28 protein-coding genes are annotated in these 26223 nt (G+C 71.5%); 18 read left to right on the forward strand and 10 right to left on the reverse strand.

Translation table 11 applies throughout. The features are described 5' to 3' along the window. Positions 1 to 67 precede the first annotated feature (67 nt). The 9 genes from hisD to ACH34W_RS07150 are packed head-to-tail and all read left to right on the forward strand — an operon-like array spanning position 68 to position 6645. Complete coding sequence (hisD, locus tag ACH34W_RS07110) at positions 68 to 1375, forward strand: histidinol dehydrogenase (protein WP_395959892.1); 1308 nt, start codon at positions 68 to 70, stop codon at positions 1373 to 1375. Continuing rightward, positions 1372 to 2460: a histidinol-phosphate transaminase gene (locus ACH34W_RS07115; RefSeq protein WP_395959893.1), complete on the forward strand. Its 1089-nt coding sequence runs from the start codon at positions 1372 to 1374 to the stop codon at positions 2458 to 2460. The genes hisD and ACH34W_RS07115 overlap by 4 nt, the downstream gene beginning before the upstream one ends. Further along, positions 2457 to 3050: an imidazoleglycerol-phosphate dehydratase HisB gene (gene hisB / locus ACH34W_RS07120; protein ID WP_395959894.1), complete on the forward strand. Its 594-nt coding sequence runs from the start codon at positions 2457 to 2459 to the stop codon at positions 3048 to 3050. The genes ACH34W_RS07115 and hisB overlap by 4 nt, the downstream gene beginning before the upstream one ends. A gap of 2 nt (positions 3051 to 3052) precedes the next feature. Further along, positions 3053 to 3223: a hypothetical protein gene (locus ACH34W_RS07125; RefSeq protein ID WP_395959895.1), complete on the forward strand. Its 171-nt coding sequence runs from the start codon at positions 3053 to 3055 to the stop codon at positions 3221 to 3223. Further along, positions 3220 to 3861 carry an imidazole glycerol phosphate synthase subunit HisH gene (gene hisH, locus ACH34W_RS07130; protein ID WP_395959896.1) on the forward strand — a complete coding sequence of 214 codons (642 nt, stop codon included), beginning with the start codon at positions 3220 to 3222 and terminating at the stop codon, positions 3859 to 3861. The genes ACH34W_RS07125 and hisH overlap by 4 nt, the downstream gene beginning before the upstream one ends. Positions 3862 to 3892: 31 nt before the next feature. Beyond that, positions 3893 to 4231, forward strand: coding sequence for a hypothetical protein (locus tag ACH34W_RS07135; RefSeq protein ID WP_395959897.1), 339 nt, complete (start codon positions 3893 to 3895; stop codon positions 4229 to 4231). A gap of 25 nt (positions 4232 to 4256) precedes the next feature. Further along, on the forward strand, positions 4257 to 4991 hold the full coding sequence (gene priA / locus ACH34W_RS07140; protein ID WP_395959898.1) for a bifunctional 1-(5-phosphoribosyl)-5-((5-phosphoribosylamino)methylideneamino)imidazole-4-carboxamide isomerase/phosphoribosylanthranilate isomerase PriA: 735 nt from the start codon (positions 4257 to 4259) through the stop codon (positions 4989 to 4991). Then, on the forward strand, positions 4988 to 5758 hold the full coding sequence (gene hisF, locus ACH34W_RS07145) for an imidazole glycerol phosphate synthase subunit HisF (RefSeq protein ID WP_395959899.1): 771 nt from the start codon (positions 4988 to 4990) through the stop codon (positions 5756 to 5758). Before priA ends, hisF begins: the two co-directional genes overlap by 4 nt. A gap of 29 nt (positions 5759 to 5787) precedes the next feature. Further along, positions 5788 to 6645, forward strand: a complete 858-nt coding sequence (locus ACH34W_RS07150; RefSeq protein WP_395959900.1) for a RimK family alpha-L-glutamate ligase — start codon at positions 5788 to 5790, stop codon at positions 6643 to 6645. On the opposite strand, the gene ACH34W_RS07155 is transcribed toward ACH34W_RS07150, so the two are convergent. From ACH34W_RS07155 to ACH34W_RS07165, 3 genes are read right to left on the reverse strand one after another with little or no spacing between them, the layout of a single operon-like run. Next, positions 6626 to 7027, reverse strand: coding sequence for a PPOX class F420-dependent oxidoreductase (locus tag ACH34W_RS07155; protein ID WP_395959901.1), 402 nt, complete (start codon positions 7025 to 7027; stop codon positions 6626 to 6628). The genes ACH34W_RS07150 and ACH34W_RS07155 overlap by 20 nt on opposite strands. Positions 7028 to 7077: 50 nt before the next feature. Beyond that, complete coding sequence (locus ACH34W_RS07160) at positions 7078 to 8673, reverse strand: ABC-F family ATP-binding cassette domain-containing protein (RefSeq protein WP_395959902.1); 1596 nt, start codon at positions 8671 to 8673, stop codon at positions 7078 to 7080. A 59-nt stretch (positions 8674 to 8732) separates the two neighbouring features. Further along, a complete protein-coding gene (locus ACH34W_RS07165; protein WP_395959903.1) occupies positions 8733 to 10562 on the reverse strand; it encodes a CocE/NonD family hydrolase in 1830 nt (609 codons plus the stop codon). 122 nt (positions 10563 to 10684) lie between these two features. On the opposite strand from ACH34W_RS07165, the gene ACH34W_RS07170 reads away from it, so the two are divergent. Next, the gene (locus tag ACH34W_RS07170) at positions 10685 to 11374 is read left to right on the forward strand and encodes a hypothetical protein (protein ID WP_395959904.1); all 690 of its coding nucleotides are present in this window, start codon (positions 10685 to 10687) and stop codon (positions 11372 to 11374) included. A gap of 71 nt (positions 11375 to 11445) precedes the next feature. Here the strand turns inward: ACH34W_RS07170 and ACH34W_RS07175 are convergent, their stop codons facing one another. The 7 genes from ACH34W_RS07175 to ACH34W_RS07205 form a co-directional block, all read right to left on the reverse strand. Then, positions 11446 to 12597 (reverse strand): acyl-CoA dehydrogenase family protein, encoded by a 1152-nt coding sequence (locus tag ACH34W_RS07175; protein ID WP_395959905.1) that lies wholly within the window; start codon positions 12595 to 12597, stop codon positions 11446 to 11448. Between the two features lie 18 nt (positions 12598 to 12615). After that, complete coding sequence (locus ACH34W_RS07180; protein WP_395959906.1) at positions 12616 to 13794, reverse strand: winged helix DNA-binding domain-containing protein; 1179 nt, start codon at positions 13792 to 13794, stop codon at positions 12616 to 12618. A gap of 20 nt (positions 13795 to 13814) precedes the next feature. After that, positions 13815 to 14147, reverse strand: coding sequence for a hypothetical protein (locus ACH34W_RS07185; protein WP_395959907.1), 333 nt, complete (start codon positions 14145 to 14147; stop codon positions 13815 to 13817). A gap of 156 nt (positions 14148 to 14303) precedes the next feature. Continuing rightward, positions 14304 to 14714, reverse strand: a complete 411-nt coding sequence (locus ACH34W_RS07190; protein ID WP_395959908.1) for a hypothetical protein — start codon at positions 14712 to 14714, stop codon at positions 14304 to 14306. Between the two features lie 72 nt (positions 14715 to 14786). After that, positions 14787 to 16052 (reverse strand): hypothetical protein, encoded by a 1266-nt coding sequence (locus ACH34W_RS07195; protein ID WP_395959909.1) that lies wholly within the window; start codon positions 16050 to 16052, stop codon positions 14787 to 14789. A gap of 88 nt (positions 16053 to 16140) precedes the next feature. Next, a complete protein-coding gene (locus ACH34W_RS07200; RefSeq protein ID WP_395959910.1) occupies positions 16141 to 17922 on the reverse strand; it encodes an ABC transporter ATP-binding protein in 1782 nt (593 codons plus the stop codon). Beyond that, positions 17919 to 19835 carry an ABC transporter ATP-binding protein gene (locus tag ACH34W_RS07205; RefSeq protein ID WP_395960067.1) on the reverse strand — a complete coding sequence of 639 codons (1917 nt, stop codon included), beginning with the start codon at positions 19833 to 19835 and terminating at the stop codon, positions 17919 to 17921. The genes ACH34W_RS07200 and ACH34W_RS07205 overlap by 4 nt, the downstream gene beginning before the upstream one ends. A 622-nt stretch (positions 19836 to 20457) precedes the next feature. On the opposite strand from ACH34W_RS07205, the gene ACH34W_RS07210 reads away from it, so the two are divergent. From ACH34W_RS07210 to trpA, 8 genes are all read left to right on the forward strand, one after another. Continuing rightward, positions 20458 to 20664, forward strand: a complete 207-nt coding sequence (locus ACH34W_RS07210; RefSeq protein WP_018657218.1) for a cold-shock protein — start codon at positions 20458 to 20460, stop codon at positions 20662 to 20664. A gap of 115 nt (positions 20665 to 20779) precedes the next feature. Continuing rightward, a complete protein-coding gene (gene hisI / locus ACH34W_RS07215; RefSeq protein ID WP_395959911.1) occupies positions 20780 to 21166 on the forward strand; it encodes a phosphoribosyl-AMP cyclohydrolase in 387 nt (128 codons plus the stop codon). Beyond that, a complete protein-coding gene (locus ACH34W_RS07220; RefSeq protein ID WP_395959912.1) occupies positions 21147 to 21803 on the forward strand; it encodes a Trp biosynthesis-associated membrane protein in 657 nt (218 codons plus the stop codon). Before hisI ends, ACH34W_RS07220 begins: the two co-directional genes overlap by 20 nt. Next, the gene (locus ACH34W_RS07225; RefSeq protein ID WP_395959913.1) at positions 21800 to 22468 is read left to right on the forward strand and encodes a response regulator transcription factor; all 669 of its coding nucleotides are present in this window, start codon (positions 21800 to 21802) and stop codon (positions 22466 to 22468) included. Before ACH34W_RS07220 ends, ACH34W_RS07225 begins: the two co-directional genes overlap by 4 nt. A 52-nt stretch (positions 22469 to 22520) precedes the next feature. Then, positions 22521 to 23024 (forward strand): DUF2752 domain-containing protein, encoded by a 504-nt coding sequence (locus ACH34W_RS07230; protein WP_395959914.1) that lies wholly within the window; start codon positions 22521 to 22523, stop codon positions 23022 to 23024. A gap of 102 nt (positions 23025 to 23126) precedes the next feature. Beyond that, the gene (gene trpC, locus ACH34W_RS07235) at positions 23127 to 23933 is read left to right on the forward strand and encodes an indole-3-glycerol phosphate synthase TrpC (RefSeq protein ID WP_395959915.1); all 807 of its coding nucleotides are present in this window, start codon (positions 23127 to 23129) and stop codon (positions 23931 to 23933) included. 118 nt (positions 23934 to 24051) lie between these two features. Further along, positions 24052 to 25287 carry a tryptophan synthase subunit beta gene (gene trpB, locus ACH34W_RS07240; RefSeq protein ID WP_395959916.1) on the forward strand — a complete coding sequence of 412 codons (1236 nt, stop codon included), beginning with the start codon at positions 24052 to 24054 and terminating at the stop codon, positions 25285 to 25287. Further along, the gene (gene trpA, locus ACH34W_RS07245) at positions 25284 to 26096 is read left to right on the forward strand and encodes a tryptophan synthase subunit alpha (RefSeq protein ID WP_395959917.1); all 813 of its coding nucleotides are present in this window, start codon (positions 25284 to 25286) and stop codon (positions 26094 to 26096) included. The genes trpB and trpA overlap by 4 nt, the downstream gene beginning before the upstream one ends. Positions 26097 to 26223 lie beyond the last annotated feature (127 nt).

Below are 26223 nucleotides of genomic sequence, written 5' to 3' on the forward strand. Positions count from 1 at the left end.
CTGTGCATAGCGTCTCGGCAAGTGAGACGTTGCGCGGGCGACAGTGTGCACTACGTAGACTGGGCTGGTGATTTCCCGTATTGACCTGCGCGGGTCACTCCCCGAGGACCCGCGCTCCGTGCTGCCCCGCGCCGAACTCGACGTCGAGGCCGCCCTGGTGAAGGTGCGGCCGATCTGCGAGGACGTGCGCCATAGGGGAGCCGAGGCGGTACGGGAATACAACAAGGCCTTCGACGGCGTCGAGCAGGCGAGCACCCGCGTCCCGGTCCACATGATCGGCGAGGCGCTCGCCGGGCTCGACCCGGCCGTGCGCGACGCGCTCGAAGAGGCTATCCGCCGGACCCGGATCGTCCACCGCGACCAGCGCCGCACCGACACCACCACCCAGGTCGTCCCCGGCGGCACCGTCACCGAACGCTGGGTGCCGGTCGGCCGCGTGGGTCTGTACGTGCCGGGCGGCCGGGCCGTCTACCCGTCCAGCGTGGTCATGAACGTCGTCCCGGCGCAGGAGGCCGGGGTGCGCTCGCTCGCGGTGACCTCACCCGGTCAGCAGGAGTTCGGCGGCCTGCCCCACCCGGCGATCCTGGCGGCCTGCGCGCTGCTCGGGGTGGACGAGGTGTACGCGGCGGGCGGCGCGCAGGCGGTCGCGATGTTCGCCTACGGCACCGAGGAGTGCCCGCGCGTCGACATGGTCACCGGCCCCGGCAACATCTGGGTGGCGGCCGCCAAGCGCCTCCTCAAGGGCGTGATCGGCATCGACTCCGAGGCCGGCCCGACCGAGATCGCCGTCCTCGCCGACGCCACCGCCGACCCGGTGCACGTCGCCGCCGACCTGATCAGCCAGGCCGAGCACGACACGCTGGCCGCCGCCGTGCTGGTCACCGACTCGGCCGAGCTGGCCGGCGCGGTCGAGGCCGAGCTCGCCGCCCAGGTGGCCCGCACCAAGCACACCGAGCGCATCACCGAGGCGCTGGCCGGGCGCCAGTCCGGCATTGTGCTGGTCGACGATCTGGAGGACGGTCTGAAGGTCGTCGACGCGTACGCGGCCGAGCACCTGGAGATCCAGACCGCCGGTGCCCGCGAGGTGGCCGCCCGGGTGCGCAACGCCGGTGCGATCTTCATCGGCGCGCACGCCCCCGTGTCGCTCGGCGACTACCTCGCGGGATCCAACCACGTGCTGCCCACCGGCGGCTGCGCCTGCCACTCGTCCGGGCTGTCCGTGCAGACCTTCCTGCGCGGCATCCACGTCGTCGAATACGACGAGCCCGCCCTCGCCGAAGCCACGGCCCGGGTGGTCGCACTCGCCGAGGCCGAGGACTTGCCCGCGCACGGCGCCGCCCTCAAGGCCCGCTTCGACTGGGAGATCCCTACGTGACGTCATTGAACGATCTCCCGATCCGCGACGACCTGAGGGGCCGGGAGCCCTACGGGGCACCCCAGCTCGACGTCCCGTACGCGCTCAACACCAACGAGAACCCCTACCCCCCGTCCGAGGCCCTGGTGAAGGCCATCGGCGAGGCCGTCACGGACGTGGCAGGGTCGCTCAACCGCTACCCCGACCGCGACGCCGTGGCGCTCCGCTCCGACCTGTCGGCGTTCCTCAACCGCGACACGCCGGGTGCCGGCCTGGCCTGGCGCCAGGTCTGGGCGGCCAACGGGTCCAACGAGATCATCCAGCAGATCCTGCAGGCGTTCGGGGGCTTCGGCCGCACGGCGCTGGGCTTCGAACCCTCGTACTCGATGCACCCGATCATCACGAGCGTGTCGGGCACGACGTGGATCAACGCGCATCGGGACGAGGACTTCGGCCTGGAGGCCGAACGCGCCGTCGCGGCGGTCGAGGAACACCGGCCCGACGTGGTCTTCCTCACCTCTCCCAACAACCCGACCGGCACCGCGCTGCCCTTCTCCACCATCGAGGCCGTCCTGAACGTGACGACCGGCATGGTCGTGGTGGACGAGGCGTACGCCGAGTTCCGGCGGGCGGGCGTGCCGTCCGCGCTGACGCTGCTGCCCCGCAACCCGCGGCTGATCGTCACCCGGACCATGTCCAAGGCGTTCGCCATGGCGGGCACCCGGCTGGGCTACCTGGCCGCCGACCCCGCCGTGATCGACGCGCTGCTGCTGGTCCGGCTGCCGTACCACCTGTCGGCCGTCACCCAGGCCGTGGCGCGCACCGCCGTGGCCCACGGGGCCGAGCTGCTCGGCTCGGTCGACGCGCTCCGCAGCCAACGCGACGACCTGGTCGCGTGGTTGCGGGCCGAAGGCCACCAGGTGGCCGATTCCGATGCCAACTTCGTCCTGTTCGGCCGGTTCGCGGACCGGCGGAGGGTCTGGCAGTCAATGCTCGACCGGGGCGTGCTGATCCGCGAGGTGGGACCGCCCGAGTGGCTGCGCGTGAGCGTCGGCACCCCGGAGGAGATGGCGGCCTTCCGAACCGCTTTGAAGGAGAGTCTGTGACGCGCAAGGGCCGTGTTCAGCGCGGGACCAAGGAGACCGAGGTCCTCGTCGAGATCGATCTGGACGGGACCGGTGCGGTCGACGTCGCGACCGGCGTCGGCTTCTACGACCACATGCTGGCCCAGCTCGGCAAGCACGGGTCGTTCGACCTGACCGTGAAGACCACCGGCGACCTCTACATCGACAGCCACCACACCATCGAGGACACCGCGATCGCGCTCGGGCAGGCGTTCCGCCAGGCGCTCGGCGACAAGGCGGGGATCCGCCGCTTCGCCAACGCCTCGGTGCCGCTGGACGAGTCGCTCGCGCAGGTGACCGTGGACATCGCGGGCCGCCCCTACCTGGTGCACACCGAGCCCGAGGGCATGGCCCCGATGATCGGCCCGGAGTACGACACCACGATGACCCGGCACATTCTCGAGTCGTTCGTGGCCAACGCGCAGATCTGCCTGCACGTCCACGTCCCCTACGGCCGCAACGCGCACCACATCGTGGAGTGCCAGTTCAAGGCCCTCGCCCGGGCGCTCCGCGACGCCGTGGCGTTCGACCCCAAGGTGCACGGGATCCCCTCGACCAAGGGGGCCCTGTAGCCGTGAAGATCGGCGAACTCGACTTCACCTACGCCAACGTCCTGCTGTTCGGCCTCGCGGTCTTCCTGCTGATGGGTGTGATCAGCTTCATCAAGCAGGGCCTCAAGATCGCCGCCCTGATCGTCCTGGCGCTGGCCGCACTCGTGGCCGCCGGGGGAGTGATGTGGTTGTGAGCAAGAAGATCGTCATCCTGGACTACGGCTCGGGCAACCTGCGGTCGGCCGAACGCGCCGTCGCCAGGCACGGCGTGGACGTCACCGTGACCCCCGACTGGGACGCCGCAGTCGAGGCCGACGGCCTCATCGTGCCCGGCGTGGGCGCGTTCTCCGCCTGCATGACCGGCCTGAGGTCCGTCCGCGGCGAGCAGATCATCGGCCGTCGTCTCTCCGGTGGCCGCCCGGTCCTCGGCATCTGCGTCGGCATGCAGATCCTCTTCGCCAAGGGCGTCGAGCACGGCGTGACCACCGAGGGCTGCGCCGAGTGGCCCGGCACGGTGGAACGCCTGGAGGCGCCCGTCGTGCCCCACATGGGGTGGAACACGGTGGACGCGCCCGACCAAACGGTGCTCTTCAAGGGCCTGGACGCCGGCACCCGGTTCTACTTCGTGCACTCCTACGGCGTCCGCCGCTGGGAGTTGCAGCCCGACCCGATGGGCCACCTCAAGCCGCCGCTCGTCACCTGGGCCGAGCACGGCGACCGGTTCGTCGCCGCCGTGGAGAACGGGGCGCTCTGCGCCACCCAGTTCCACCCGGAGAAGTCGGGGGACGCGGGCGCGGAGCTCCTCAAGAACTGGCTTTCCACGGTCGAGTGAGCGCGCGACGGGCGACAGCGAGCCATGAGTCATGAGTAGAGAGCGGGCGAAACGACGGGCCGAACGGGAGGCCGCGGCGGCCAAGGCCGCCGCCGACCACGCTGAACGGCAGGCCAAGGAGGCCAGGCGCCGCGAACGGCGCCGGCGGCTCGCGGCCATGGTCCCGCGTCCCGTACGCGTCCGGCGGCAGGGCGGCGAGCTCGCCCGCAAGCGCCGGATCCAAAACCGCGCGGTCTTCGGGCTCTTCCTCGCCGTCCAGGTGGTCGGCTGGTTCGTGCTGGCCACCTGGGGTGCCCGGCTCGCCCTCTTCGCCCTGTCGGTCTTCCTCGTCCCGGTCTTTGTGACCCTCGCCTTCGATCGCCGCCGATAACGCCGCCCAACTGCGCAGATAAGGTTTGCCCATGACTCTCGAACTCCTTCCCGCGGTCGACGTCGCCGACGGCCAGGCGGTCCGCCTGGTCCAGGGCGAGGCCGGCACCGAGACCTCCTACGGGGCGCCGCTCGACGCCGCGCTGGCCTGGCAGAGCGCGGGTGCGGAGTGGATCCATCTGGTCGACCTGGACGCCGCGTTCGGGCGCGGCTCCAACCGCGAGCTGCTCGCCGAGGTCACCGGGCGGCTGGACGTCAAGGTGGAGCTGTCCGGCGGCATCCGCGACGACGCCTCGCTGGAGGCGGCCCTGGCGACCGGCTGCACCCGGGTCAACATCGGCACGGCCGCGCTGGAGGACCCTGGCTGGTGCCGCAAGATCATCGCCGAGTTCGGCGACAAGATCGCGGTGGGGCTCGATGTGCGCGGCACGACCCTGGCCGCCCGCGGCTGGACGCGCGAGGGCGGCGACCTCTGGGAGGTGCTCGCCCGGCTGGAGGACGACGGCTGCCCGCGCTACGTCGTCACCGACGTGACCAAGGACGGCACGCTGCGCGGCCCCAACAGCGAGCTGCTCCGCGAGGTGTGCTCGCGCACCGACAAGCCGGTCATCGCCTCCGGCGGCGTCTCCTCGCTCGACGACCTGCGCGAGCTGGCGGCGCTGGTGCCGGCCGGCGTGGAGGGCGCGATCGTCGGCAAGGCCCTCTACGCCCAGGCGTTCACGCTCGAAGAGGCCCTGCAGGCCGTCAAGGAGGCCCCATGACCGTCGCCGTACGTGTGATCCCGTGCCTGGACGTGGACGCCGGGCGCGTCGTCAAGGGCATCAACTTCCAGAACCTGCGCGACGCAGGCGACCCGGTCGAGCTCGCGCGCCGCTACGACGCCGAGGGCGCCGACGAGCTCACGTTCCTCGACATCACCGCCTCCAGCGGCGACCGGGCCACCACCTACGACGTGGTGCGCCGCACCGCCGAGCAGGTCTTCATCCCGCTCACGGTCGGCGGCGGCATCCGCGCCGTGGACGACGTGGACAGGCTGCTGCGCGCCGGGGCCGACAAGGTGTCGGTCAACACCGCTGCGATCGCGCGCCCGGAGTTCCTCCGTGAGGCCGCGCACCGCTTCGGCTCCCAGTGCATCGTCCTGTCGGTCGACGCGCGCCGCGTGACAGGCGACACCACCACCGAATCCGGCTACGAGGTGACCACGCACGGCGGCCGCAAGGGCACCGGCATCGACGCCATCGAGTGGGCGCGCCGCGGCGAGGAGCTGGGGGTCGGCGAGATCCTTCTCAACTCCATGGACGCCGACGGCACCAAGAACGGCTTCGACCTGGAGATGTTGCGCCAGGTCCGGGCGGCCGTCTCGGTGCCCGTGATCGCCAGCGGCGGCGCGGGCGCGCTGGAGCACTTCACCCCCGCCGTCGACGCCGGCGCGGACGCCGTCCTGGCCGCGAGCGTCTTCCACTTCGGCGATCTGAAGATCTCCCAGGTCAAGGACGCCCTCCGGGCGTCCGGTCACCCCGTACGCTGAACGACTCTCTCCCCCCGAGGTTCCACCGCATGACTCTGCAAGCCAATGTCGCCTTGGCGACCTTCTCCGGCATGCCCGACGGCAACGACGACGTCCGGGAGCTGTCCGCGGCGCTCACCGCCGAGGGCCTTGGTGCCGAGGTGGTGAGCTGGGACGACCCCGATGCCGACTGGGGCTCCTACGACCTCGTCGTCGTCCGTACGACCTGGGACTACACCGCCCGCCTCGACGAGTTCCTCGCCTGGGCCGACCGGGTCCCGCGCCTCCTCAATCCCCCCGGGGTGCTGCGCTGGAACACCGACAAGCGTTATCTCAGGGATCTCGACGAGGCTGGGGTGCCGGTCGTCCCGACCCGCTGGGACCTGGATGACGTCCCCGCCGACTGGCCCGAGTACGTCATCAAGCCGGCCGTCTCCGCGGGGTCGCGCGACACCGCCCGCTGGCGCGCGGGCGAGGAGGACAAGGCGCGCGCCCATCTGCGGTCACTGCGCGAGGCGGGCCGCACGGTCATGATCCAGCCCTATCTGTCCGCGATCGACACCGCGGGTGAGACCGCGCTGCTCTTCTGCGACCGCGAGTTCAGCCATGCCGCCCGCAAGGCGCCGATCCTCAAGGTCGGCGCCGGGCTGCTGGACGCCCCCAACGGCGGCGACATCACCGCTGCCGAGGCGACGCCCGAGCAGCTCGCGGTCGCGGAGCGGGCGCTCGCCGCCGTTCCCGGCGACCTGCTCTACGCCCGCGTGGACCTCGTTCCCGGGCCGGACGGCGCGCCCGTCGTCCTGGAGTTGGAGCTGGCCGAGCCCGCGCTCTTCCTGCAGCACGCACCGGGCTCGGCCGCCCGCTACGCCCGGGCGATCGCGCGCCGGGTCAGCCGACCGTCCGCTTGATCATGCCTTCGGTGCCGGGCTCGACGCCCCATGAGAACACCGTCCGCGGGTGGATCCGGATGACCTCGCCGCTGAAATAGGGCGCGGGCGGGGTGATCCCGCTGATCGCCTCGGCACGGCCGCGGATCTCCAGGCCCCGTACCTCCCAGGGGTCGGTGGAGACGAGATCGTCCACGACCAGCGCGACCTGGTCGTTCCCCTGGACATTGCGAAACTTGCGGGTCGCGCCCAGGTTGTAGCCGTAGATGTCGATCGTCCCGGTCTGGGCGTTGTAGCTGACTCCGACGGGGTTGTTCTGCGGGTCGCCCTTGGTGCCGACGGTGGCGAGCCGGGCCAGCGGCTGGCTCTTGAGGTAGGCGAGTTCGTTCTCGTTCAGGCTCATGCAACTGATCCTGTTTCCTCAACCGCGGTTGAGGTCAAGCGCGGGAACGATCACGCGCGGGGGCGGTCGACCCTGGGTTCGTGCCAACTGGGCTCGTCGGACTCGTGGACCCGGCCGTCGCCGCGGAAGACCAGGTAGCGGTCGAAGTCGGCGGCGAACCAGCGGTCGTGCGTCACCGCCAGGACGGTCCCGGCGAAGCCGCTCAGGCCGTCCTGGAGCGCCTCGGCGCTGGCCAGGTCGAGGTTGTCGGTCGGCTCGTCCAGGAGCAGCAGCGTGCAGCCGGACAGCTCCAGCAGGAGGATCTGCAGCCGCGCCTGCTGGCCGCCGGAGAGCGTCTCGAACGGCTGGCGGCGGGTGGGTGCCAGCTCGTAGCGCGCGAGCGCCCGCATGGCCTCGTTGAGGGTCAGCGCGTTCTCGGTCATGACGATCTCGTCCGGCGTGCGGCCGTGCAGGTCCGGGCGAGTGTGCGTCTGGACGAAATGCCCGGCGACGACACGGGCTCCGAGTCGCGCGACACCCGTGTGCGGAACGGGCCGGCCGGCGAGGAGCTTGAGGAACATCGACTTCCCCGAGCCGTTGGAGCCCAGCACCGCGATGCGTTCCCCGTACCAGACCTCCAGGTCGAACGGCCGCATCAGCCCGGTCAGCTCAAGCCCCTCGCAGATCACTGCGCGCTTGCCGGTGCGTCCGCCACGCAGGCGCATCCGGATGTTCTGTTCCTTGGGAGGGGATTCCGGCGGCCCGGCTTCCTCGAAGCGCTTCAGCCGGGTCACCGCGGCGTGGTAGGCGGATGACATCGAGTCATTGGTGCTGGCCTTCTGCCGCAGCATGCTGACGAGGCGTTTCAGCTTCGCGTGCTCCTCGTCCCACCGGCGCCGCAGCTCGTCGAGCCGCGCGGCGCGGTCTTGCCGGGCCTGGGCGTACGTGGCGAAGCCGCCGCCGTGCACCCAGACCGTACGATTCTCCACCGTGACGATGCGGTCTGCGGCGTTGGCGAGGAGCTGGCGGTCGTGCGAGATCAGCAGGACGGTCTTGGACGTGGCCCGGAGCTGCTCTTCCAGCCACTCCTTGCCCGGCACGTCCAAGTAGTTGTCCGGCTCGTCCAGGAGGAGCACCTGGTCGGGCCCGCGCAGCAGTGCCTCCAGCATCAGCCGTTTCTGCTCGCCGCCCGAGAGCGTGCCCGCCTTGCGGTCACGGACGGCGTCGTATGTGAGACCCAGGGCCGAGGTGGCGCACGCGTCCCAGACGACCTCGAGCTCGTAACCGCCCGCGTCGGTGAAATCGGTGATGGCCTGGGCGTACGCGAGCTGGCTCGCCTCGTCCTCGCCCAGCGCCGCCTCCGCCCGCTCCAGCGCGCCCGCGGTGACGCGCACCCGTTCAGGCGCGACGGCGAGGAGAAGCTCCCGGAGCGTCCGGTCGCCCGCGACGAACTGGCGCAGCACGCCCAGCCCGCCGGACGAGGCCACACCGCCCTCGACCGGCGTGATCTCTCCGGCGATCAGGCGGAGCAGCGTGGTCTTGCCTGCGCCGTTCGGGCCGACCAGCGCCGCCTTGACGCCCTCGCCGACCCGGAACGACACCTCATTGAGGAGCAGCCGCCCGTCCGGCAGGACGAACGTCACTCCGCTCACGTCGATGTGTCCCATGGCCTCCCCAGAACGCCGATCGTAGGTGGGGGCCATGTGGACGGCATCTCATTTTTCCGTCAGGCCACCTCGGCGTCGATGTCGGCGGCGGGGTCGGGGATGGCCGCCTCGGGCGACCGCTCGACCACGGGCAGCAGGATCGCCGACGGATGGTCGGGCTCATGGAAGAGCTCCTGGTCGGCGGGGAGGAACTCGCCGACCCCGTCCAGCGGCCCGCCGGTGCCCGGGTTGGCGGCGACCTTGGGATAGGCGCCGCTGGTCACGTGCACGCGGACGCGGTGGCCGCGCCGGAACCGGTGCCCCGTCGGCCACAGGTCGACCGCGATCCGCCGAACCCCCTCGGTGCCGACCGGCTTGTCCGCCACCGGCCGGGCGGGATCGAGCCTGAGCCCGCCCTCGCACACGTTCAGTGAGGTGCCGTCGGGCGCGACGTCGCACAACCGCACGATGAAGTCGGTGTGCTCGCGGCTCGACCGGACGAACAGGTCGGCGCCCACCGGGCCGATCACGTCCAGGTCCTCGGTGAGCTCTGGGGAAGTGAAGACCAGGACGTCGGGACGCTTCTCCAGCGGCCTGTTGTCGACGGGCTTGGAGCTGCCCAGCAACGTGGGGCCGCCGAGCGCGGGCGTCGGCCGCGCCGGGTCGAAGCGGTAGGTGCTACCCGGCCGCTCCTGCGGTCCGTCCTCGCTGAGCCCGCCGCCGGAGTGCAGATGCCACCGCCGCTGAGCCATGCCGGGCGGCGGCCAGTCCCGGTAGTCGCGCCACTCCCGCGCCCCCGTGACGTACACCCGGACGGGGTTGGCGCGCAGGCCGGAGAAGTCGCCTCGCAGATGCGCACGGAACCAGGCCAGCGCCTCGCGGAACGCGACCAGCCCATGCCGGGCGTCGGTGTGCCACCAGGGGCCGATGGTGAGGTACGGGTGGTTCCCGGCCGCCCGCAGCGCCAGATAGTCCTTGATCTGCCACGGCAGGAAGATGTCGTACCACCCGCCCATCAGCGTGACGGGCGCGGTGACCTCACCGACCGTGCCGCTGAAGTCACGCTTGAGCCAGAAGTCCGAGCCTGGCTCGCGGCCGTGCCCGGCCAGCAGGTCGCGGTAGAAGCGCAGCGGCGAGCCGCCCGTCAGCAGGTCCAGCTCCACCGGCGCCCGGCCGCTGCGGGCCGCCCTCAGCACCCGGCGCCGCGAGGTCAGCGGCGCGGTGAGCATGCCGAGGGGTGTCTGCTGCCGCGCGGTGAGGTCGCTCCAGGTGAGCGCCGACTCCAGCGCGAACGAGCCGCCCACGTACGCCGCGTCCAAGATCGACGAGGTGGTGATCTGCAGTGCCATCGCCTTCAGCTCGGGCCCGGAGTCGGCGGCCGACGCCCAGGCCGTATAGCCGAGATAGCTCGGCCCGTACGTGGCGAACGAGCCGTTGAACCAGTTTTGGTCCTTCAGCCATCGCACCGTGGCGAGGCCGTCCTCCCGTTCGTTGGTGAGCGGGTCGAACTCGCCCTCGGATCCGAACGTGCCGCGCACGCTCTGCACGACCAGCTGGAAGCCGAACGGCACGAGCGGCAGGCCGTTGATGACCGAGGCCGGGCCGCGCCGCCCGTACGGTGTACGGACCAGGATCGTGGGTGGTGGCCGCCGCACGCCGGTCGGCACGAAGCGGTCGGCGAGCAGGGTCGCGCCGTCGGGCATGACGACGGGAATGTCGCGGTGGACCGTGTAGCGGGGCAGGCCACGCGGGCGGGGGAGTCTGATCGGCGAGGCGGGGAGGTGGTCCCTCAGGGCCATGCTGTCTCCAGAGCGCCGTACGAGCCCGGCGGGGTGGGTGAACGGGTCTCTGTCGGCCAGGTCGGGTGCTACTACTTGGTAACGGTAGCCGTTCGGGCCGCCTGACGGCATCCCGGGGAGACTCGGAGAATGTTCCGGACCGCCGGTCCATCCTGGTGAAACGTTGTCTGGCGGGCGGTCGTTTTCTCTGACATCGTGGCGCTCAGAGGGTTGAGCAGCGGGGGAGAACGAGCATGTGGGCCGGACCGAACGCGCCGATGATGCCGCCGCAGGGGCGGGCCTGGACGCCCGCCGCGCCCATCCGGCCGCACGCGGCGTGGTATCTGCTCCCGATCGTGCTGATCTTGGGCTCGGTGGTGGGTTTCACCACCCTGCTCATCGGCAAATGGGAGGAGACCCAGATCGCCTCGGGCCCCAAGGTGCGCGGTGATCCGGTGAACGGCCTGACGGTCGACCTCCACCAGGGCCACCCGTACTTCGTCTACGTCCGCGGCAACGCCGCCGGGCCGGCGGCCTGCTCGATCACCCCCGCCAACGGAGGCTCTCCGGACTCGATCCAGCTGACCAAGAAGAACTCCTGGAGCGCGACGGATTATCCCTCGTACCGGTACGTGGCGACCTTCGAGGCGCCGCTGACCGGCAAGGCGCGGCTGACGTGCCGGGGCGCCACCGGCGAGCTGCTGGTGACGCCCGACGACACGGTCGACGGCTACCTGGGGTTCGCCCTCCTCGGCGGGCTCTTCCTGGGCGGCCTCGGGGTCATCGCCGCGATCGTGATCCCGCTGCGGCGCCGCAACTCCAAGCGCCGCGCCTGGGCGCAGCGCCCGCCGACCGCGGGCCCCCCGACTGCCGGCCCGCCGGGTGCTGCCCCGCCGGGCGGCGGTTATCCCCAGATGCCCCCGCCAGGCCCCTTCGGCCGCTGACCACTCGGCTGTCGACCACCCCTACCCACCAAGGTCATTTAGAGGCGTCGGTGGTCATTTCGAGGCGTCGGTCATTTCGCGGCGTCCTTGGCGAGGTGACGGCCGATGACCATGCGCTGGATCTGGTTGGTGCCCTCGAAGATCTGCATGACCTTGGCCTCGCGCATGTAACGCTCCACCGGGAAGTCGCGGGTGTAGCCGTAGCCCCCGAGCACCTGGACCGCGTCGATCGTCACCTTCATCGCGGCGTCCGTGGCGACCAGCTTGGCGATGGACGCCTGGCGCCCGAACGGGAGCCCGCGGTCCTTGCGCCGGGCGGCGTCGAGATAGGTGGCCCGGGCGGACTCCACGGCGGCCGCCATGTCGGCCAGCAGGAACGCCAGCCCCTGGTTCGCGATGATCGGGCGGCCGAACTGCTCGCGCTCGGTGGCGTAGGCGACCGCGTGGTCCAGCGCGCCCTGCGCCAGCCCGACCGCGCAGGCGGCGATGCCGAGCCGCCCGGAGTCGAGCGCGGCCAGCGCGATCGGGAACCCCTGGCCCTCGTCGGCGAGCCGCCACTCGGCCGGGACGCGCACGTTGTCGAAATGCAGCTGAGTCGTCGTCGAGCCGGTGAGGCCCATCTTGCGCTCCGGCGGCCCGAAGGTCAGCCCGGGCATCCGCCCTTCGATGAGGAAGCAGCTGATGCCGCGGCCGCCCTCGTCGGACGTACGGGCGAACAGCACGTAGAAGTCGGCCTCTCCGCCGTGCGTGATCCAGGTCTTGGTGCCGCTGACCAGGTAGTGGTCGTCCACGGCGAGCGCCCGGGTGCTGAGCGCTCCGGCGTCCGAGCCCGCGTGCGCCTCCGACAGCGCGTACCCGCCCAGCAACTCGCCGCCGAGCAGCTCGGGCAGCTGCTTGCGCTGCTCGTCGGTGCCGTAGTTCGCCAGCGGGAAGCAGGCCAGTGAGTGCACGCTCACGCCGACGGCGACCGACGCCCAGACCGACGCGATCTCCTCCAGCACCTGCAGGTAGACCTCGAACGGCTGCCCGCCGCCGCCCTGATCCTCGGGATAGGGCAGGCCGAGCAGGCCGCTCCGGCCGAGCAGCCGGAAGATGTCGCGGGGAAAGGTGCCGGTCTCCTCCGCCGGGGCGGCGCGCGGCGCCAGTTCCTTGCGGCAGAGCTCGCGGGTCAGCTCGATGAGATCTTCGGCTTCCGGGGTGGGGAGCATGCGTTCTGCGGGCATGCTTGTTATCTTCCCGGATCAGGTGGTCAGTTCGCGTTCCAGGGGGGTACGGAAGCGAGGAGTCGCGCGGACATCCCCGTACCAGCCGGGCAAGCGGGCCGCCTCGGCCTCGATCGCGGCCTTGGCCTCGGCGCCCACGTCCTCCAGCAGGCGCATCGCGATCTCGCCGTCCTTGCGCTGGGCCCAGCCGCCGACGATACGGCCGTCCCACCAGATGGTCGGGCCGATGTTGCCGTTCTTGTCGAACAGCGCGGGCCCGTGATCGCCGAGATACCAGGACCGTGCCTGCCAGCCCATCGGCGTCGGGTCGAGTGCGGGCAGGAGCGACGCCCAGGGGCCGGGTGCGGTCACCGGCTCAAGATCGTCGGCGAGGAGCAGGCCGGTCGTGCCGCTGAGATCGACCTCGGTGACGTCGAGCAGGGCGAGGGCCTTCTTGACGTCGCCCAGCGTCCAGCCCGTCCACCACTTGAGGTCGGAGACGGGCGCCGGGCCGAACGACCAGAGCCAGTCGCGGAGCAGCGCGGCCCGGGCCTCGTCGGCGGGCATCTCGGGGACGCCGCCGGGCAGCCACGCCTCGACGGGGGACCACTTGTACTGGCTGCTGATCCAGGAACCGTTGGGACGGCCGCGCACGATGCGCCCCTCGACTCCGAGGGTGACGAGCACCCAGGTCGTGATGCCGATGGGCTTGGAGTAGGACTTGCCCGGCGCGGGATCGACCTGGGTGCGCAGCCGCGGCTCGTCCTTGCTCAGCTGCGCCCCGGTCGCCTCGCCGCGGGCCAGCAGCGCCGCGTGGGTGGCGTTCTCGACGTCGCGCCACCACCCGTCGATGTCGCCGTCGCCCACCCCGGCCTGCTCCAGGAACCGGCTGTACGTCCGGCGCTGCTTGACCGCGAGGGCGTCGGCGCAGGAGGCCTGCAGGACGGGGACCAGCTCGACCGGGACGACGAACATGGTCCGCCGCATGGCGAGCATCCGCAGCAGGGTCCGGTCGTCGTAGAGGGCCTTCTCGACCAGGCCCGGGGTCGCCGTCCTGCTGCGAGCGGCCACCGACAGGAAGACGGTGGCCGGGTCGGTGGCGTGCAACGCCACGAGCGACCGGGCGATCTCGGCGACGTCGTCGGTCCGGGCCGCCGTGGCCAGCCGGTGGCGGATCGCCAGCCGGGCCCGCCGCTCCGCCGTTGTTATCGAACGCATGGGCGAATACTAGGCCCACGTCACCCGCTGTTGGAGATCTTGACGACCACGTTGTCCTTCGTGACGGACTGGACCTGGACGTTGAAGCCCTCGGACTGCTCGGCCTCGCCCACCGGCACGGTGATCTGCTGGTTGCCGACCTTCATCGTGACGTTGTCGCCCTGGACGCTGACCAGCTCGGCCTTGATGCCGAGGATCGACGCGCTGGCGTCCACACCGCGGTCGAACGTGATCGTGCAGGCGTTCAGGTTGCAGTCGGTCTTGGTGTTCTCCCCGCCGCACGCCGCCACCGTCGCGAACGGCAGCAGGACGAGGGGGAGCACGGCGAGCTTGCGCCTCACTGGCGAGATCATGACTCTGAGTCTATGAGGTGCGCTCAAGCCGTCACGCCATCCGCGGGGAGGAACCCTGCGGAACTGAAGTAGTACCCCGCGGTGACACGGCCTCGCCGCAGCGCAGGATCCCCAACCCGGCGCTGCGGCTCTCTCGGAGCTCGTGGTGTGAGCCGATCAGCTGTGGTGGCTGCGGCCGTTGACGATGTTGCCGCCGAGCTGCTGGCGCAACGTCTCCAGGGTGGGCGCGGTGCTGACGATGACCCAGCGCTTGCCGACGAGGTAGGTGCCGCCCCATGGCTTGGCCTCTTCGAGCCAGCTGTTCTGTCCCTGGTCGGTGGTGAAGCCGACCACGGTGTAGCGCCCGGTGCCGGTCTGGCACGCGCCCTGCCGCAGCTCCGAGGCGTTCCGCCGCCCTGAGAGCGTGCAGCCCGTCTGCGAGGCGATCTGCTCGATGGTGGCGGCCTTGGCCTCCGGCCCCTTGTTTCCGGCCTGTGCGCTGTTGTTCAGCTTGCCGGAACAGCCGGCCAGCAAGGCCACGGCGGGCACGGCCACCAGCGCGGCCTTGAGAAGGTGCGGCAAACCCATGGTGCGTCCTCCCGGGGAGATGCGATTCCGGGGAGTTGTACGCGCCGGAGGGTGCGAGGGTTCAGCCGAGTTTCACATGAGCCGGGCGGCGGCGGCCGCGCGGACCTCGGGCTCTTCGGCGGGGTCGTGGTGCAGGCGCTGGAGGCGTATCCGGGTCTCCTGCGTGAGCGGGGCCGACTGCGCGGCGATCTCGCGGACGCCCTCCTCACAGTCCCACAGGCCCTCGACGGTGTAGGCCTCGGCGGTGTGCGGGGCGGTGCGGGTCAAGGCGGTGAGGACGCGGGGCCTCAGATAGGCGTAGGCGGACTCGGTCCAGGCGTCTTTGAGCAGCGGCACGGCCTCCCCTGCGCGAAGCCTGCCGAGACCCTCGATGGGGCCGGCGGCGTCACTCCAGTCGCGCCGGGCGAGGGCGCTGCGGAGCTCGCTCATCAGCAGCGGAATGTCCTGGCGGGTGCCATGGCGGGCCAGGATGCGCAGCGCCATGTCCTCGCACCCGTTGTGGGAGGCGGCCCACGCGCGGGCGCGGGGGAGGGCCTCCGGCCCGTACTCCCGTAGCGCCCTGCACACCGCGCCACCCCATCTGCTGGGCCGCTGCGGCAGAAGCTCCTCCGCGAGGTCCAGCAACGCGGGGGCTCGCCTGCGCCCGAGCTCGAAAATGGCCGCGACCGCGCGGTCGTCGCGCTGCCGGGCCATGTCGAGGAGTTCGGATTCGGTGCGTTCGGAGCGGTCGCCGCCGCCGGGGCCGCCGGGGCCGCCGGGGCGGCGCACGGCCGGCGCGGCCTCCCGGTGCGCGGTGAGCACGGCCGCGATGCGCGGCTCCCGGGCGGCCCAGCTCTCGATCACCGGATTCGGCGGCCCGGCGACCAGATCGGCGAGGGTGCCGTCGTCGCAGCGCGCGGCCACCAGCGTGGCCAGCCCGGTCGTCAGCACCGGGTCACGCAGCTCGATCAGCTCGTCGAGGGCGTCGAACCAGTGCGTGCCCTCCTCGGCGTACTCGCGCAGCGGCACGGCGGCCTCGCGCCGGCTCAGCCGGACGAGGTCCCCCAGGACCCGCAGCGCCAGGACCACCCGCTGCTCGTCCTCGTCCGAATGATCGGACGCATCGAACAGATGGTCGGCGATCGGTCCCACCGGGAGTTCGAGATCGACCACGAGCCGGGCGTAATAGAGGCTCCTGGTCTCGCATTGGAAGTCCCAGCGTGGATCGCGCCGTATGCACTCGAAGACGTACTCGCCCGCGCCCGACGTGTCGGCCGCCCTGCGCGCGGCCCGGCCCAGACCCCGCTGCAGTTGCCCGTGCAGCGTGCCCGCTGATTCCAAGACGACCTCGTTGTTCACCACGCCAGAATGCGCATCAGAGTCGATAACGGGCAAGTGTTTTACGCCGAACGGCCTGGTCAGTACGGGCTGGTCACGCTCCGGATCGTCAGATCTGGCGCTGGGCGATCCAGCTGGCGTGCAGGTCGGCGTAGACGCCGGGCTCCGTCACCAGCCCGGCGTGCGGGCCGCGCTGGACGATGCGGCCGGAGTCGAACACGATGACCTCGTCGGCGGCCTCCGCGGTCGACAGCCGGTGCGCGATGGAGATCGCCGTCCGGCCCCTGGTGACGCCGTCGAGGGCACGCTGGATCCGTACCTCCGTGGCCGGGTCGACCGCCGACGTGGCCTCGTCCAGGACGAGCAGGTCGGGGTCGGCGATGTAGGCGCGCGCCAGCGCGACGAGCTGGCGCTCACCGGCCGACAGCGACTCGCCGCGCTGGCCGACCGGGGTCGCGAGACCGCGCGGCAGGCCCTCCAGCCAGTCGGCGAGGCCGAGCTCCGTCAGCGCCAGGAGCAGGTCGGCGTCGGACGCGTCCGCCTTGCCGTACCGGATGTTGTCGGCGAGCGAGGCGTCGAAGAGGAACCCGTCCTGCGGCACCATCACGATCCGCTCCCGCAGCGAGGAGAACCTCACCTCGCCGAGCGGCACGCCGTCCACGCGAACCTGGCCGGACGTCGGGTCCATGAGACGCGTGAGCAGCTTGGCGAACGTGGTCTTGCCCGACCCGGTCTCGCCCACGATCGCGACCCGGCTGCGCGGCTGGATGGAGACGTTCACCTCGTGCAGGACGGGCGGACCACCCGGATAGGCGAACCCGACGTCCTCGAACGTCACCTCGATGGGCCCGCGGGGCAGGACCGTGCCCTTCTCGCCGGGATCGGCGACGTCGGGGTCGGTGTCGAGCACCCCCAGGACCCGCCGCCACCCGGCGATCGCGTTCTGCGCCTCGTTCAGGAGCTCGGTCGCGGCCTGCATCGGGCTGACGAACAGCGTCACGAGGAAGAGGAACGCGATGAGCTTGCCCGCGGTCAGGTTGCCGTCGACGCCGAGCAGCACCCCGGCGACGACGACCGACGCGGTCGCGATCGCGGCGGTGAGCTCGCTGGTGGGGAACGTGAGCGCGACCAGGCCCTGCGCGCGGGTCTGGGCGGTGCGGGTGGCGTCGACGGTCTCGTCGACCCGCCGCGCGGTGCGCTCCTCGGAGGCGTACGCGCGGATCACCGACGCGCCGACCACGGACTCGCTGACCGCCGCCAGCAGGTCGCCGGTGCGCTCGCGCACCCGGGTGTACGCGGTGGAGATCAGCCGCTGGAACCAGCGCAGTGCGAGGGCCAGCGGCACGAAGGCGAGCCACACCATGAGCGCCAGCGGCCACGAGTAGACCGCCATCAGCACGCTGGCGACCAGCAACTGGCCCACCGAAATGATGATCATCAGCCCGCCGAACTGCATGAACTGGCTGATCTGGTCCACGTCGCCGGTCACCCGCGACACCAGCGCGCCGCGCCGCTCCCCGCTCTGCGTCAGCATGGACAGGTCGTGGACGTGGCGGAACGCCTTGACACGCAGGGCGGCCAGGCCGGTCTCGGAGGTCTTGTAGAGCCGGACGTTCATCGCGTACGCGCTGACCGCCGTGATCAGGACCGCGACCGCGCACAGCAGCACGGCGGTACGGATGTAGCCGACATCCGGGCCGCCGTCGGCGCCCAGCCCCTTGTCGATCGTCTGCTGGACCGCGATCGGCACGACGACCCGGCCGGCGGTCGCGACCAGCGCGAGCAGCAGGGTGCCGGCCAGTCCCGCGCGGAACTCGGGGCTCAGCCGCAGGCCGCGCCGCAGCGTGCTGAGCGCGCCTTCGTGGACCGAGACGTCACTGAGCGCCGTCACGTGAGGGCCTCCTCGCTGCCTTCGATGTCGCTGTCTTCTGTTTCGCTGTCTTTGGTGTCGCCGTCTTTCGTGCCGCTGGCGTGGGCGTCGCCGCTCTCGAGGGCCTCGTGCTCTTCCTCGGCGCGCTCGTAGGCGTTGACGAGGTTGCGGTAGCCCTCCGACCGCCGCAGCAGCTCAGCGTGGGAGCCACGGTCGAGAACGCGGCCGTGTTCGATGTAGACGACCTCGTCGGCCAGCGCGATCGTGGCCTTGCGGTACGCCACCACGACGACGGTGGCTCCCGGGCCGTCCTCTGACGCCTGGGCCTCGCGTAGTCCTTGCAGGATGCGCGCTTCGACCTGGGTGTCGACGCTCGACGTGGCGTCGTCGAGGACCAGCAGCCTGGGCCGCCGCACGAGCGCTCTGGCCAGGGCGAGCCGCTGCCGCTGGCCGCCCGACAGGGTGGCGCCGCGCTCGCCGACCTTGGTGTCGAGCCCGTCCGCGAGGGCCGCGACGAATCCGTCCGCCTGGGCCAGCCGCAGGGCCTCCCAGACGCGTTCGTCCGGCACGTCCAGGCCGAGCACGACGTTGCCGCGCACGGTGTCGTCGAAGAGGAACGTCTGCTGGGGGACGAGCGCGGCCGTCTCGGCCACCCCGCCCTGGCGTATGTCCCGTACATCCATCCCGTCCAGCAGGACCGACCCGTCGGCGGGATCGACCAGCCGCACCAGGAGAGAGGTGAGGGTCGATTTGCCGGAGCCCGTCGGCCCGACCACCGCGATCGTCTGGCCGGGCTGGGCGGCGAAGGACACGTCATGCAGAACGTGTCGCTTGGCACCGTCGTCGCGCTCGTCGCGCTCGTTCTCAGACTCGTCGTCATCGGACTCGGCGGCTTCGTAGGCGAAGCGCAGCTCGCGGACCTCCAGTTTCGCCGCCTTCCCGTTGCCGTTCGGGGAGTGCGGTCCGTACGGGAGATCACCCGTGGCGTCGAGCACCGACCGGACCCGGGTCCAGCCCACGACGCTGCGCGGCACCTCGGCCAGCACCCAGCCGAGCGCCCGGATCGGCCAGGCCAGCAGGGTGAACAGGTACGCCACGTTCACCAGGTCGCCCGCCGTCATGGCCCCGGACTCCAGCCGGACCGAACCGATCAGCAGGACGGCGAGCACACCCAGGTTGGGCAGCGCCTCCAGGATCGGGTCGAAGAGCCCGCGGACCCGGCCGACCGCCACGTTGGCGTCGCGCAGGGCGTCGGCGCGCTCGGCGAACCGCTCGGTCTCGGCCTGCTCCCGGCCGAGGGTCTTGACCACCAGGCCGCCCTCGAAGCTCTCGTGGGCGACCTCGCTGACCTCGGCGCGCAGCTGCTGGGCGCGGGTGGCCACGGGTGCCAGCCGCCGCTGGTAGACCACGTTCAGCAGGGCGATCGCCGGGAAGACCAGGAAGCCCACGACGGCCACCGTCGGATCGGTCAGGACGATCGACACCGCGGCGATCACGAGCATGAAGACCACGCCGACGGCCATCGGCAGCGGCGCGAGCGGCGCCCAGGCGGCCTCCACGTCGGCGTTGGCGTTGGAGAGCAGCTGCCCGGTCGGGTGGCGGTGGTGCCAGGCGAGCGGCAGCCGCAGGTACTGGCGGGTCACGGCCCGGCGGTAACGCGCCTGCATGCGGTACTGCATCAGACCGGCGTAGAACCGGCGTGCCGCGACTCCCAGCGCCTTGAACAGGGCCACGCCCACGATCGCGACGACCGCGCCTGCCAGAGCTCCGGCGGTGGTGTCGCCGGTCCGGAAGGCCGGCAGGACGACCTCTTCCGTCACCCAGCCGATGACCGTGGCCGTGGCCACGGTCATCGCCGCGTAAAGGGCGCTGCCGAGGACCGAGACGGTGAAGACCCTGGGTTCTGCCCGGATCGCGACCCCGAGCACCCGCATGCCGTCACGCAGGATGTGGGGGTTGACACGCGTCGAGGCTGCTGGCACGGCTTATCTCCGGATCGTGGGGGTTCGGGGGCCTGCACATCCCTACCATCCGCGTCCGTCGCTTATTCCCGGCAGACAGGAGAGGCTTACCGTCCGTGGCCGTGGACGGCGTTCGTGGAATCGTGCGCGACTAGGCCAAGAATTGGCTGTTTTGTCCTAAAGAATTTGTCACACAAGTGCTCTTGAGGAGTCGCTGCGCGCTCCCATCACTGGCGTGCGACGGTCCCCACTCACTCCGGACGGCAGGGCTCCGCAGGGCCCGTGGCGTCGGGGCGGTGGGGAGGCTGTCAAGACCCTGGGGGAAGCAAGTTGCAGCCTTTAATGGTGCGGTAACGCGGTCGTTCGCCGTCAGGTGAATCGCGGGGCTTGCGGCTCCTCCGCTTTACGAGGAACCGGTGATACGGTGGGGCTCGTCGGTTGCAGTCGTGGTTCTCGATCGTTTGTATGGACGCCCGCGGACTGATGGCAGCGGGCGTTTTGGCTTTTCCGGGACGAGCCGGGGGCGAGAGCGTTCCGCAGCGACCGCGCTGGGCCCGCGAGGTGTGGGCCCATGTTTTGCCGCAAGGAGAAAGACATGCCCCAGCAGGGCACCGTGAAGTGGTTCAACGCCGAAAAGGGCTTCGGCTTCATCGCCGTCGACGGTGGTGGGCCGGACGTTTTCGTGCACTACTCGGCGATCCAGTCCTCCGGGTACCGCACCCTCGATGAGAACCAGCGCGTCCAGTTCGAGGTGACGCAGGGTAACCGGGGTCCGCAGGCCGACCAGGTCGTCCCCCTGTAACACCCGATAGCCGTACAGCCGGGCCCGCATCCCCACCAGGATGCGGGCCTTGTTGTGTCCCGGCCCCCGGCGGGGCGGTGCGACGCAGGAAGGGGCACCAGGCACAATGGATCCCATGTCGGCTCGCCCGTCCAACCTGGACCCCAAGATCGCAGACCGCCTCAAGCGCACCGAGGACGGCCTGGTCCCCGCCATCGCCCAGCAGTACGACACCGGGGAGGTGCTCATGCTGGCCTGGATGGACGACGAGGCCCTGCACCGCACCCTCACCACCGGCCGTGCCACCTACTGGTCCCGCAGCCGCGGGGAGTACTGGGTGAAGGGCGAGAGCTCCGGCCACCAGCAGTGGGTCAAGTCCGTCGCCCTGGACTGCGACAAGGACGTCATCCTCGTGAAGGTCGACCAGATCGGCGCCGCCTGCCACACCGGTGACCGCACCTGCTTCGACGCCGACGTGCTCGACGCGGCGGTGGGGGAGCGGAATGACCCCAGCGGGCCGTGAGCGCGGGCTGACCGTGCTGCTGTGCGCGGCCGGCGCCGGGCTCGTGCTGCTGGCCGCGGGGCGGCCCTGGGCGACGGTCCGCGCCAGGGATTCGATCACGCCGTTCGTCCTGGAGCTGACCGGGCGCGACCTCGGCGGCGCCGCGAGCGCGCTCGGCTGGGCCGGGCTGGCGGCGCTGGCGGCCCTCTTCGCCACCCGCGGCCGGGTACGCGCCGGGGTCGGCCTGCTGCTGGTGATCTTCGGCGCCGGGATCGGCTACGCCTCCGTCGCGGCCGTCCGGCGTTCCCACGTCCTCAGCACGGCGGGGGACAAGCGCGCCCTGCTGCAAGGCCTGTCCGCGCATCCCGCGGTCGAGACGGCCCCGTGGTGGATGGTCTCCGTCGCCGGGGCGGTGCTGCTCGTCGCCGCCGGTTTGATCACGACGGCGCGCGGCGCGCGCTGGCCCGGCATGTCGGCGCGGTACGATCGAGAGGGCGCCGTCGGCCCGGCCGCGGGCGGCCCTGAACGCGCAGCAGGTGAACGGGCAGCAGGTGAACGGGCCACTGCCGACGACGCCTTGCAGGTCGACCAGCACAGCCTGTGGAAGTCCCTGGACCGCGGCGAGGACCCCACAGCCGCCGAAGAGCGCCGGCCGTGACCAACGACAGCGGGGGCGGCAGGGTCCTGGTGATCGAGCACGAGCCCGCCGTCGCCGAGCTCGAACGCCGCTACCTGGTCCGCGAGGGCTACGAGGTCGAGGTGGAGACCGATCCGGCCCGTGCGGCCGCCACCGCCGCGCTGACGCGGCCGGATGTGGTCGTGCTCGACCTGTCCACGGCCGCCCTGCCCGCCGAGCTCTACCGGCGGGTCGCCGAGGCGGCCCGGCCGGCGCCGGTGATCGCGGTGACCGGCCCGCTCGACCAGATCACCACGCCGGGACTGGGCGATCACCAGGTCACCCGGCCGTTCGGCCCGCGGCTGCTGGTCGGCGCGGTCGCCGAGGCGCTGCGCCGGAGCACGCCGCCCGAGACGCCGGGCGTCCTGCGCGCCGGGCCCGTCACGCTGGATCCGCGCGGGCGGTCTGTGACGGTGGGTGACCGCAGTGTCGCGCTCACGGTGACCGAGTTCGATCTGCTGGCGTTCCTGATGGACAACCCCGGCCGGGTCTTCACCCGGGAGCAGCTGCTCGACGCCGCCTGGGGCCCCGGCGCGGGCGCGGGCAACCGCACGGTCGACGTCCACATCGCCCAGCTGCGCGCCAAGCTCGGCGAGGAGAGCCCGATCCGGACCGTACGTGGCGTCGGTTACGTCCTGGACGCCTGAGCGCGCGCCTCGCTACGGGCGCCGACACTGAGACACGCCCTACGCTGGATCCGTGACCCGCGTTCCTGCTCAGCCTGTCCCGTCCGTTCCAGACGGACCGGGACCCGGCTCTGGACCTGAGCCCGGAGGCGGCCCGCGCAGTGGCCGGAGCCGCCGCGCGGCGTTGGCAGCGCTGGCCGCGCCGCTCGGGACCCTGGCGGCGGTCGCCGCGGGCGTGACGTTGGTGGCACTCCGCGACCCGCACGAGCCCGGTCACTACCCGACCTGCCCGTTCCTCGCGCTGACCGGGTTGTACTGTCCCGGCTGCGGCGCGATGCGCATGGTCAACTCGCTGACGCACGGTGACGTCGGTGCGGCTTTCGGCATGAACCCGCTGCTCTTCCTGCTGCTGCCGGTGCTCGGCTACCTGTGGGCCAAGTGGGCCCTCCGCACGGCACGGGGCGAGCCGATGGACTCCGTCCTGTTCCGGCCATGGGCGGTCGGGGTGTTCCTGGTGGTGATGGTGGCGTACTGGGTTGTCCGTAATCTTCCGTTTGCGCACGCCTTGGCCCCGTGAGGGGGGTTCTGTAGGGCTTGGGTTCGGGCCGGGTTCGAGGGCCCCGGCCGCCTGCGGATACGATCGGTGGACGGATCGACCGGAAAATAGGGGGCCCAGCGCGTGAGTGTTCTCGACGAGATCATCGACGGCGTCCGGGCCGATCTCGCCGAAAGGCAGCGAGACGTCTCGCTCGACGATCTCAAGGCGAAGGCCGAGCAGGCACCGGCTCCGAGGGACGCGCTGGCCGCGCTCCGCGGTCCCGGCGTCGGGGTGATCGCCGAGGTCAAGCGCAGCAGCCCGTCCAAGGGGGCACTGGCCGCGATCGCCGACCCGGCGGCGCTGGCCGGCGACTACGAGGCCGGCGGCGCCAAGGTGATCAGCGTCCTGACAGAACGGCGCCGTTTCGGCGGCAGCCTGGAAGACCTGGCCGCCGTACGCGCCAACGTCGACATCGCCGTCCTGCGCAAGGACTTCATCGTCACCTCCTACCAGCTGTGGGAGGCGCGCGCGCACGGCGCGGACGTCGCCCTGCTGATCGTGGCCGGGCTGGAGCAGGACGCCCTGGTGTCGCTGGTGGAGCGGGCCGAGTCCATCGGGCTGCTCCCGCTGGTCGAGGTGCACACCGAGGAGGAGGTCACCCGCGCGCTCGACGCGGGGGCCAAGGTCATCGGGGTCAACGCCCGTGATCTCAAGACCCTCAAGGTGGACCGGGACGTGTTCGCCCGGCTGGCACCGATGATCCCCAAGGACGTCGTCAAGATCGCCGAGTCCGGGGTGCGGGGGCCGCACGATCTGCTGGCCTACGCCTCGGCGGGCGCCGACGCCGTGCTGGTGGGCGAGAGCCTGGTGACCGGCAAGGACCCGCGTTCCGCGGTCGCCGACCTGGTCGCGGCCGGCGCGCACCCCGCCCTGCGCCAGGGCGGCTGAGGGGAACGGGGTAGGTTTACGGTCATGCTGATGGAACCGCTGCGCGAACGATGGCGCGCTTACCTGACATCTAACTAATCGGGTAACCCATCTCTCGCACGACAGGACAAGACTTCAGATGACCATCGACGCCGCGCGCGGCGCTGTTCCATCCGTGCCCGATGCCAACGGCCACTTCGGTGCGTTCGGCGGGCGGTTCGCGCCGGAGGCCCTCATGGCCGCCCTCGACGAGCTCGACCGCGAGTTCGAGGCCGCCAAGAAGGACCCCGAGTTCGTCGCCGAGCTCGACGATCTCCTCGCCAACTACGCCGGCCGTCCCAGCCTGCTCACCGAGGCCAAGCGCTTCGGCGCGGAGGCGGGCGGCGCCCGGATCCTCCTCAAGCGCGAGGACCTCAACCACACCGGCTCACACAAGATCAACAACGTGCTGGGGCAGGCGCTGCTCACCCGGCGGATGGGCAAGAAGCGGGTCATCGCCGAGACCGGCGCCGGCCAGCACGGCGTGGCCACCGCCACCGCCGCCGCCCTGCTCGGCCTCGACTGCACCGTCTACATGGGCGAGGTCGACACCGAGCGGCAGGCCCTCAACGTCGCCCGCATGCGGATGCTGGGCGCCGAGGTGATCCCGGTCATGACCGGCAGCCGCACGCTCAAGGACGCCTGCAACGAGGCGTTCCGCGACTGGGTCGCCTCCGTCGACACCACCCACTACTGCATCGGGTCGGTCATGGGGCCGCACCCGTTCCCGATGATGGTCCGCGACCTCCAGCGCGTGATCGGCGTGGAGGCGCGCGCACAGGTCCTCGAGCTCACCGGCAAGCTGCCGGACGCCGTGATCGCCTGCGTCGGCGGCGGCTCCAACGCCATCGGCACCTTCCACGCGTTCATCCCCGACGAGGGTGTGCGGTTGTACGGCTTCGAGGCCGGCGGCGACGGCGTCACAACCGGCAAGCACGCGGCCACCCTGGTCGGCGGCTCGCTCGGCGTCATCCACGGCATGCGGACCTACCTGCTGCAGGACGAGGACGGGCAGACGATGGAGACGCACTCGATCTCCGCCGGGCTGGACTATCCCGGAGTCGGCCCCGAGCACTCCTGGCTGCACGACAGCGGCCGCGCCGAATACCGCGAGATCACCGATGCCGAGGCGATGGACGCGTTCGCGCTGCTCTGCCGTTTGGAAGGCATCATCCCGGCCATCGAGTCGGCGCACGCGCTCGCGGGCGCGCTCAAGGTCGGCAAGGAGCTCGGCCCCGAGGCCACGATCGTCGTGTGCCTCTCCGGCCGAGGCGACAAGGACATGCACACGGCGGCCAACTTCTTCGGCCTCATGCCGGAAGGAGAGGCACGATGAGCGTCCAGGCCGCCTACGACAAGGCCAAGGCCGAGGGGCGCGCCGCGCTCGTCGGTTACCTGCCCGCCGGGTTCCCCTCGTACGAGGGCGCCATCGAGGCCGCGCGCACCATGGTCGAGGCGGGCTGCGACATCATCGAGATCGGCCTGCCCTACACCGACCCGATGATGGACGGCCCCACCATCCAGGACGCCGTGCACCAGGCCCTGGTCGGCGGCATCAGGGTCGCCGACGTCTTCCGCACCGTCGAGGCCGTGGCGGCGACCGGCGTGCCGACCCTGGTGATGACCTACTGGAACCCGGTCGACCACTACGGCGTGGAGGCGTTCGCCCGCGACCTCAAGTCGGCCGGCGGCACCGGGCTCATCACGCCCGACCTCACGCCCGAGGAGGCCGGCCCCTGGCTGGAGGCGGCCGACGCGCACGACCTCGACAAGGTGTTCCTCGTCGCGCTCAGCTCCACCGACGAGCGCATCGAAAAGATCACCAAGGCCTGCCGCGGGTTCGTCTACGCCGCCTCGCTGATGGGCGTCACCGGCGCCCGCAGCGCCCTCGACACCGGCGCGCCACGCCTGGTGGAGCGGACCCGCGAGAGCATCGGGCGGCAGGGCCTGGACCTGCCGATCGGGCTGGGGCTCGGCGTCGGCAACGGCGCCCAGGCCGCGGAGGTCGCGGGCTTCGCCGACGGCGTCATCGTCGGCTCGGCGTTCATCCGGCGCATCCTGGACGCCCCGGACGCCGCCGCGGGCCTCGCCGGGGTGCGCGCGCTGACCACCGAGCTGGCCGAGGGTGTGCGCAAGGCGAAGTAGGGCCCGCCGGCGCGACTTCGCACGGCGAGTTTATGTGGTGTCCCCTAAGGTGTTCCACGAGCCCGGGAGCGGCGGTGTGACACCGCGCCCGGGCCAAGGGCTGTTCGGCTGGTGCCCGCGGGTGCCG

This window comes from Actinomadura sp. 6N118, from assembly GCF_044326415.1.
Lineage (GTDB): Bacteria > Actinomycetota > Actinomycetes > Streptosporangiales > Streptosporangiaceae > Spirillospora.

Excerpts from the sequence above, each read along its gene's own strand:
- ACH34W_RS07190 (WP_395959908.1), bottom strand. The coding sequence starts at position 14,714 with ATGGGTTTGCCGCACCTTCTCAAGGCCGCGCTGGTGGCCGTGCCCGCC.
- ACH34W_RS07150 (WP_395959900.1), top strand. The coding sequence starts at position 5,788 with ATGACTCTGCAAGCCAATGTCGCCTTGGCGACCTTCTCCGGCATGCCC.
- ACH34W_RS07180 (WP_395959906.1), bottom strand. The coding sequence starts at position 13,794 with ATGCGTTCGATAACAACGGCGGAGCGGCGGGCCCGGCTGGCGATCCGC.
- ACH34W_RS07170 (WP_395959904.1), top strand. The coding sequence starts at position 10,685 with ATGTGGGCCGGACCGAACGCGCCGATGATGCCGCCGCAGGGGCGGGCC.
- ACH34W_RS07205 (WP_395960067.1), bottom strand. The coding sequence starts at position 19,835 with ATGCGGGTGCTCGGGGTCGCGATCCGGGCAGAACCCAGGGTCTTCACC.
- trpA (WP_395959917.1), top strand. The coding sequence starts at position 25,284 with ATGAGCGTCCAGGCCGCCTACGACAAGGCCAAGGCCGAGGGGCGCGCC.
- hisI (WP_395959911.1), top strand. The coding sequence starts at position 20,780 with ATGTCGGCTCGCCCGTCCAACCTGGACCCCAAGATCGCAGACCGCCTC.
- ACH34W_RS07165 (WP_395959903.1), bottom strand. The coding sequence starts at position 10,562 with ATGCCGTCAGGCGGCCCGAACGGCTACCGTTACCAAGTAGTAGCACCC.
- ACH34W_RS07185 (WP_395959907.1), bottom strand. The coding sequence starts at position 14,147 with ATGATCTCGCCAGTGAGGCGCAAGCTCGCCGTGCTCCCCCTCGTCCTG.
- ACH34W_RS07160 (WP_395959902.1), bottom strand. The coding sequence starts at position 8,673 with ATGGGACACATCGACGTGAGCGGAGTGACGTTCGTCCTGCCGGACGGG.
- ACH34W_RS07175 (WP_395959905.1), bottom strand. The coding sequence starts at position 12,597 with ATGCCCGCAGAACGCATGCTCCCCACCCCGGAAGCCGAAGATCTCATC.
- ACH34W_RS07135 (WP_395959897.1), top strand. The coding sequence starts at position 3,893 with ATGAGTAGAGAGCGGGCGAAACGACGGGCCGAACGGGAGGCCGCGGCG.
- ACH34W_RS07155 (WP_395959901.1), bottom strand. The coding sequence starts at position 7,027 with ATGAGCCTGAACGAGAACGAACTCGCCTACCTCAAGAGCCAGCCGCTG.
- ACH34W_RS07210 (WP_018657218.1), top strand. The coding sequence starts at position 20,458 with ATGCCCCAGCAGGGCACCGTGAAGTGGTTCAACGCCGAAAAGGGCTTC.
- hisF (WP_395959899.1), top strand. The coding sequence starts at position 4,988 with ATGACCGTCGCCGTACGTGTGATCCCGTGCCTGGACGTGGACGCCGGG.
- trpB (WP_395959916.1), top strand. The coding sequence starts at position 24,052 with ATGACCATCGACGCCGCGCGCGGCGCTGTTCCATCCGTGCCCGATGCC.
- ACH34W_RS07220 (WP_395959912.1), top strand. The coding sequence starts at position 21,147 with ATGACCCCAGCGGGCCGTGAGCGCGGGCTGACCGTGCTGCTGTGCGCG.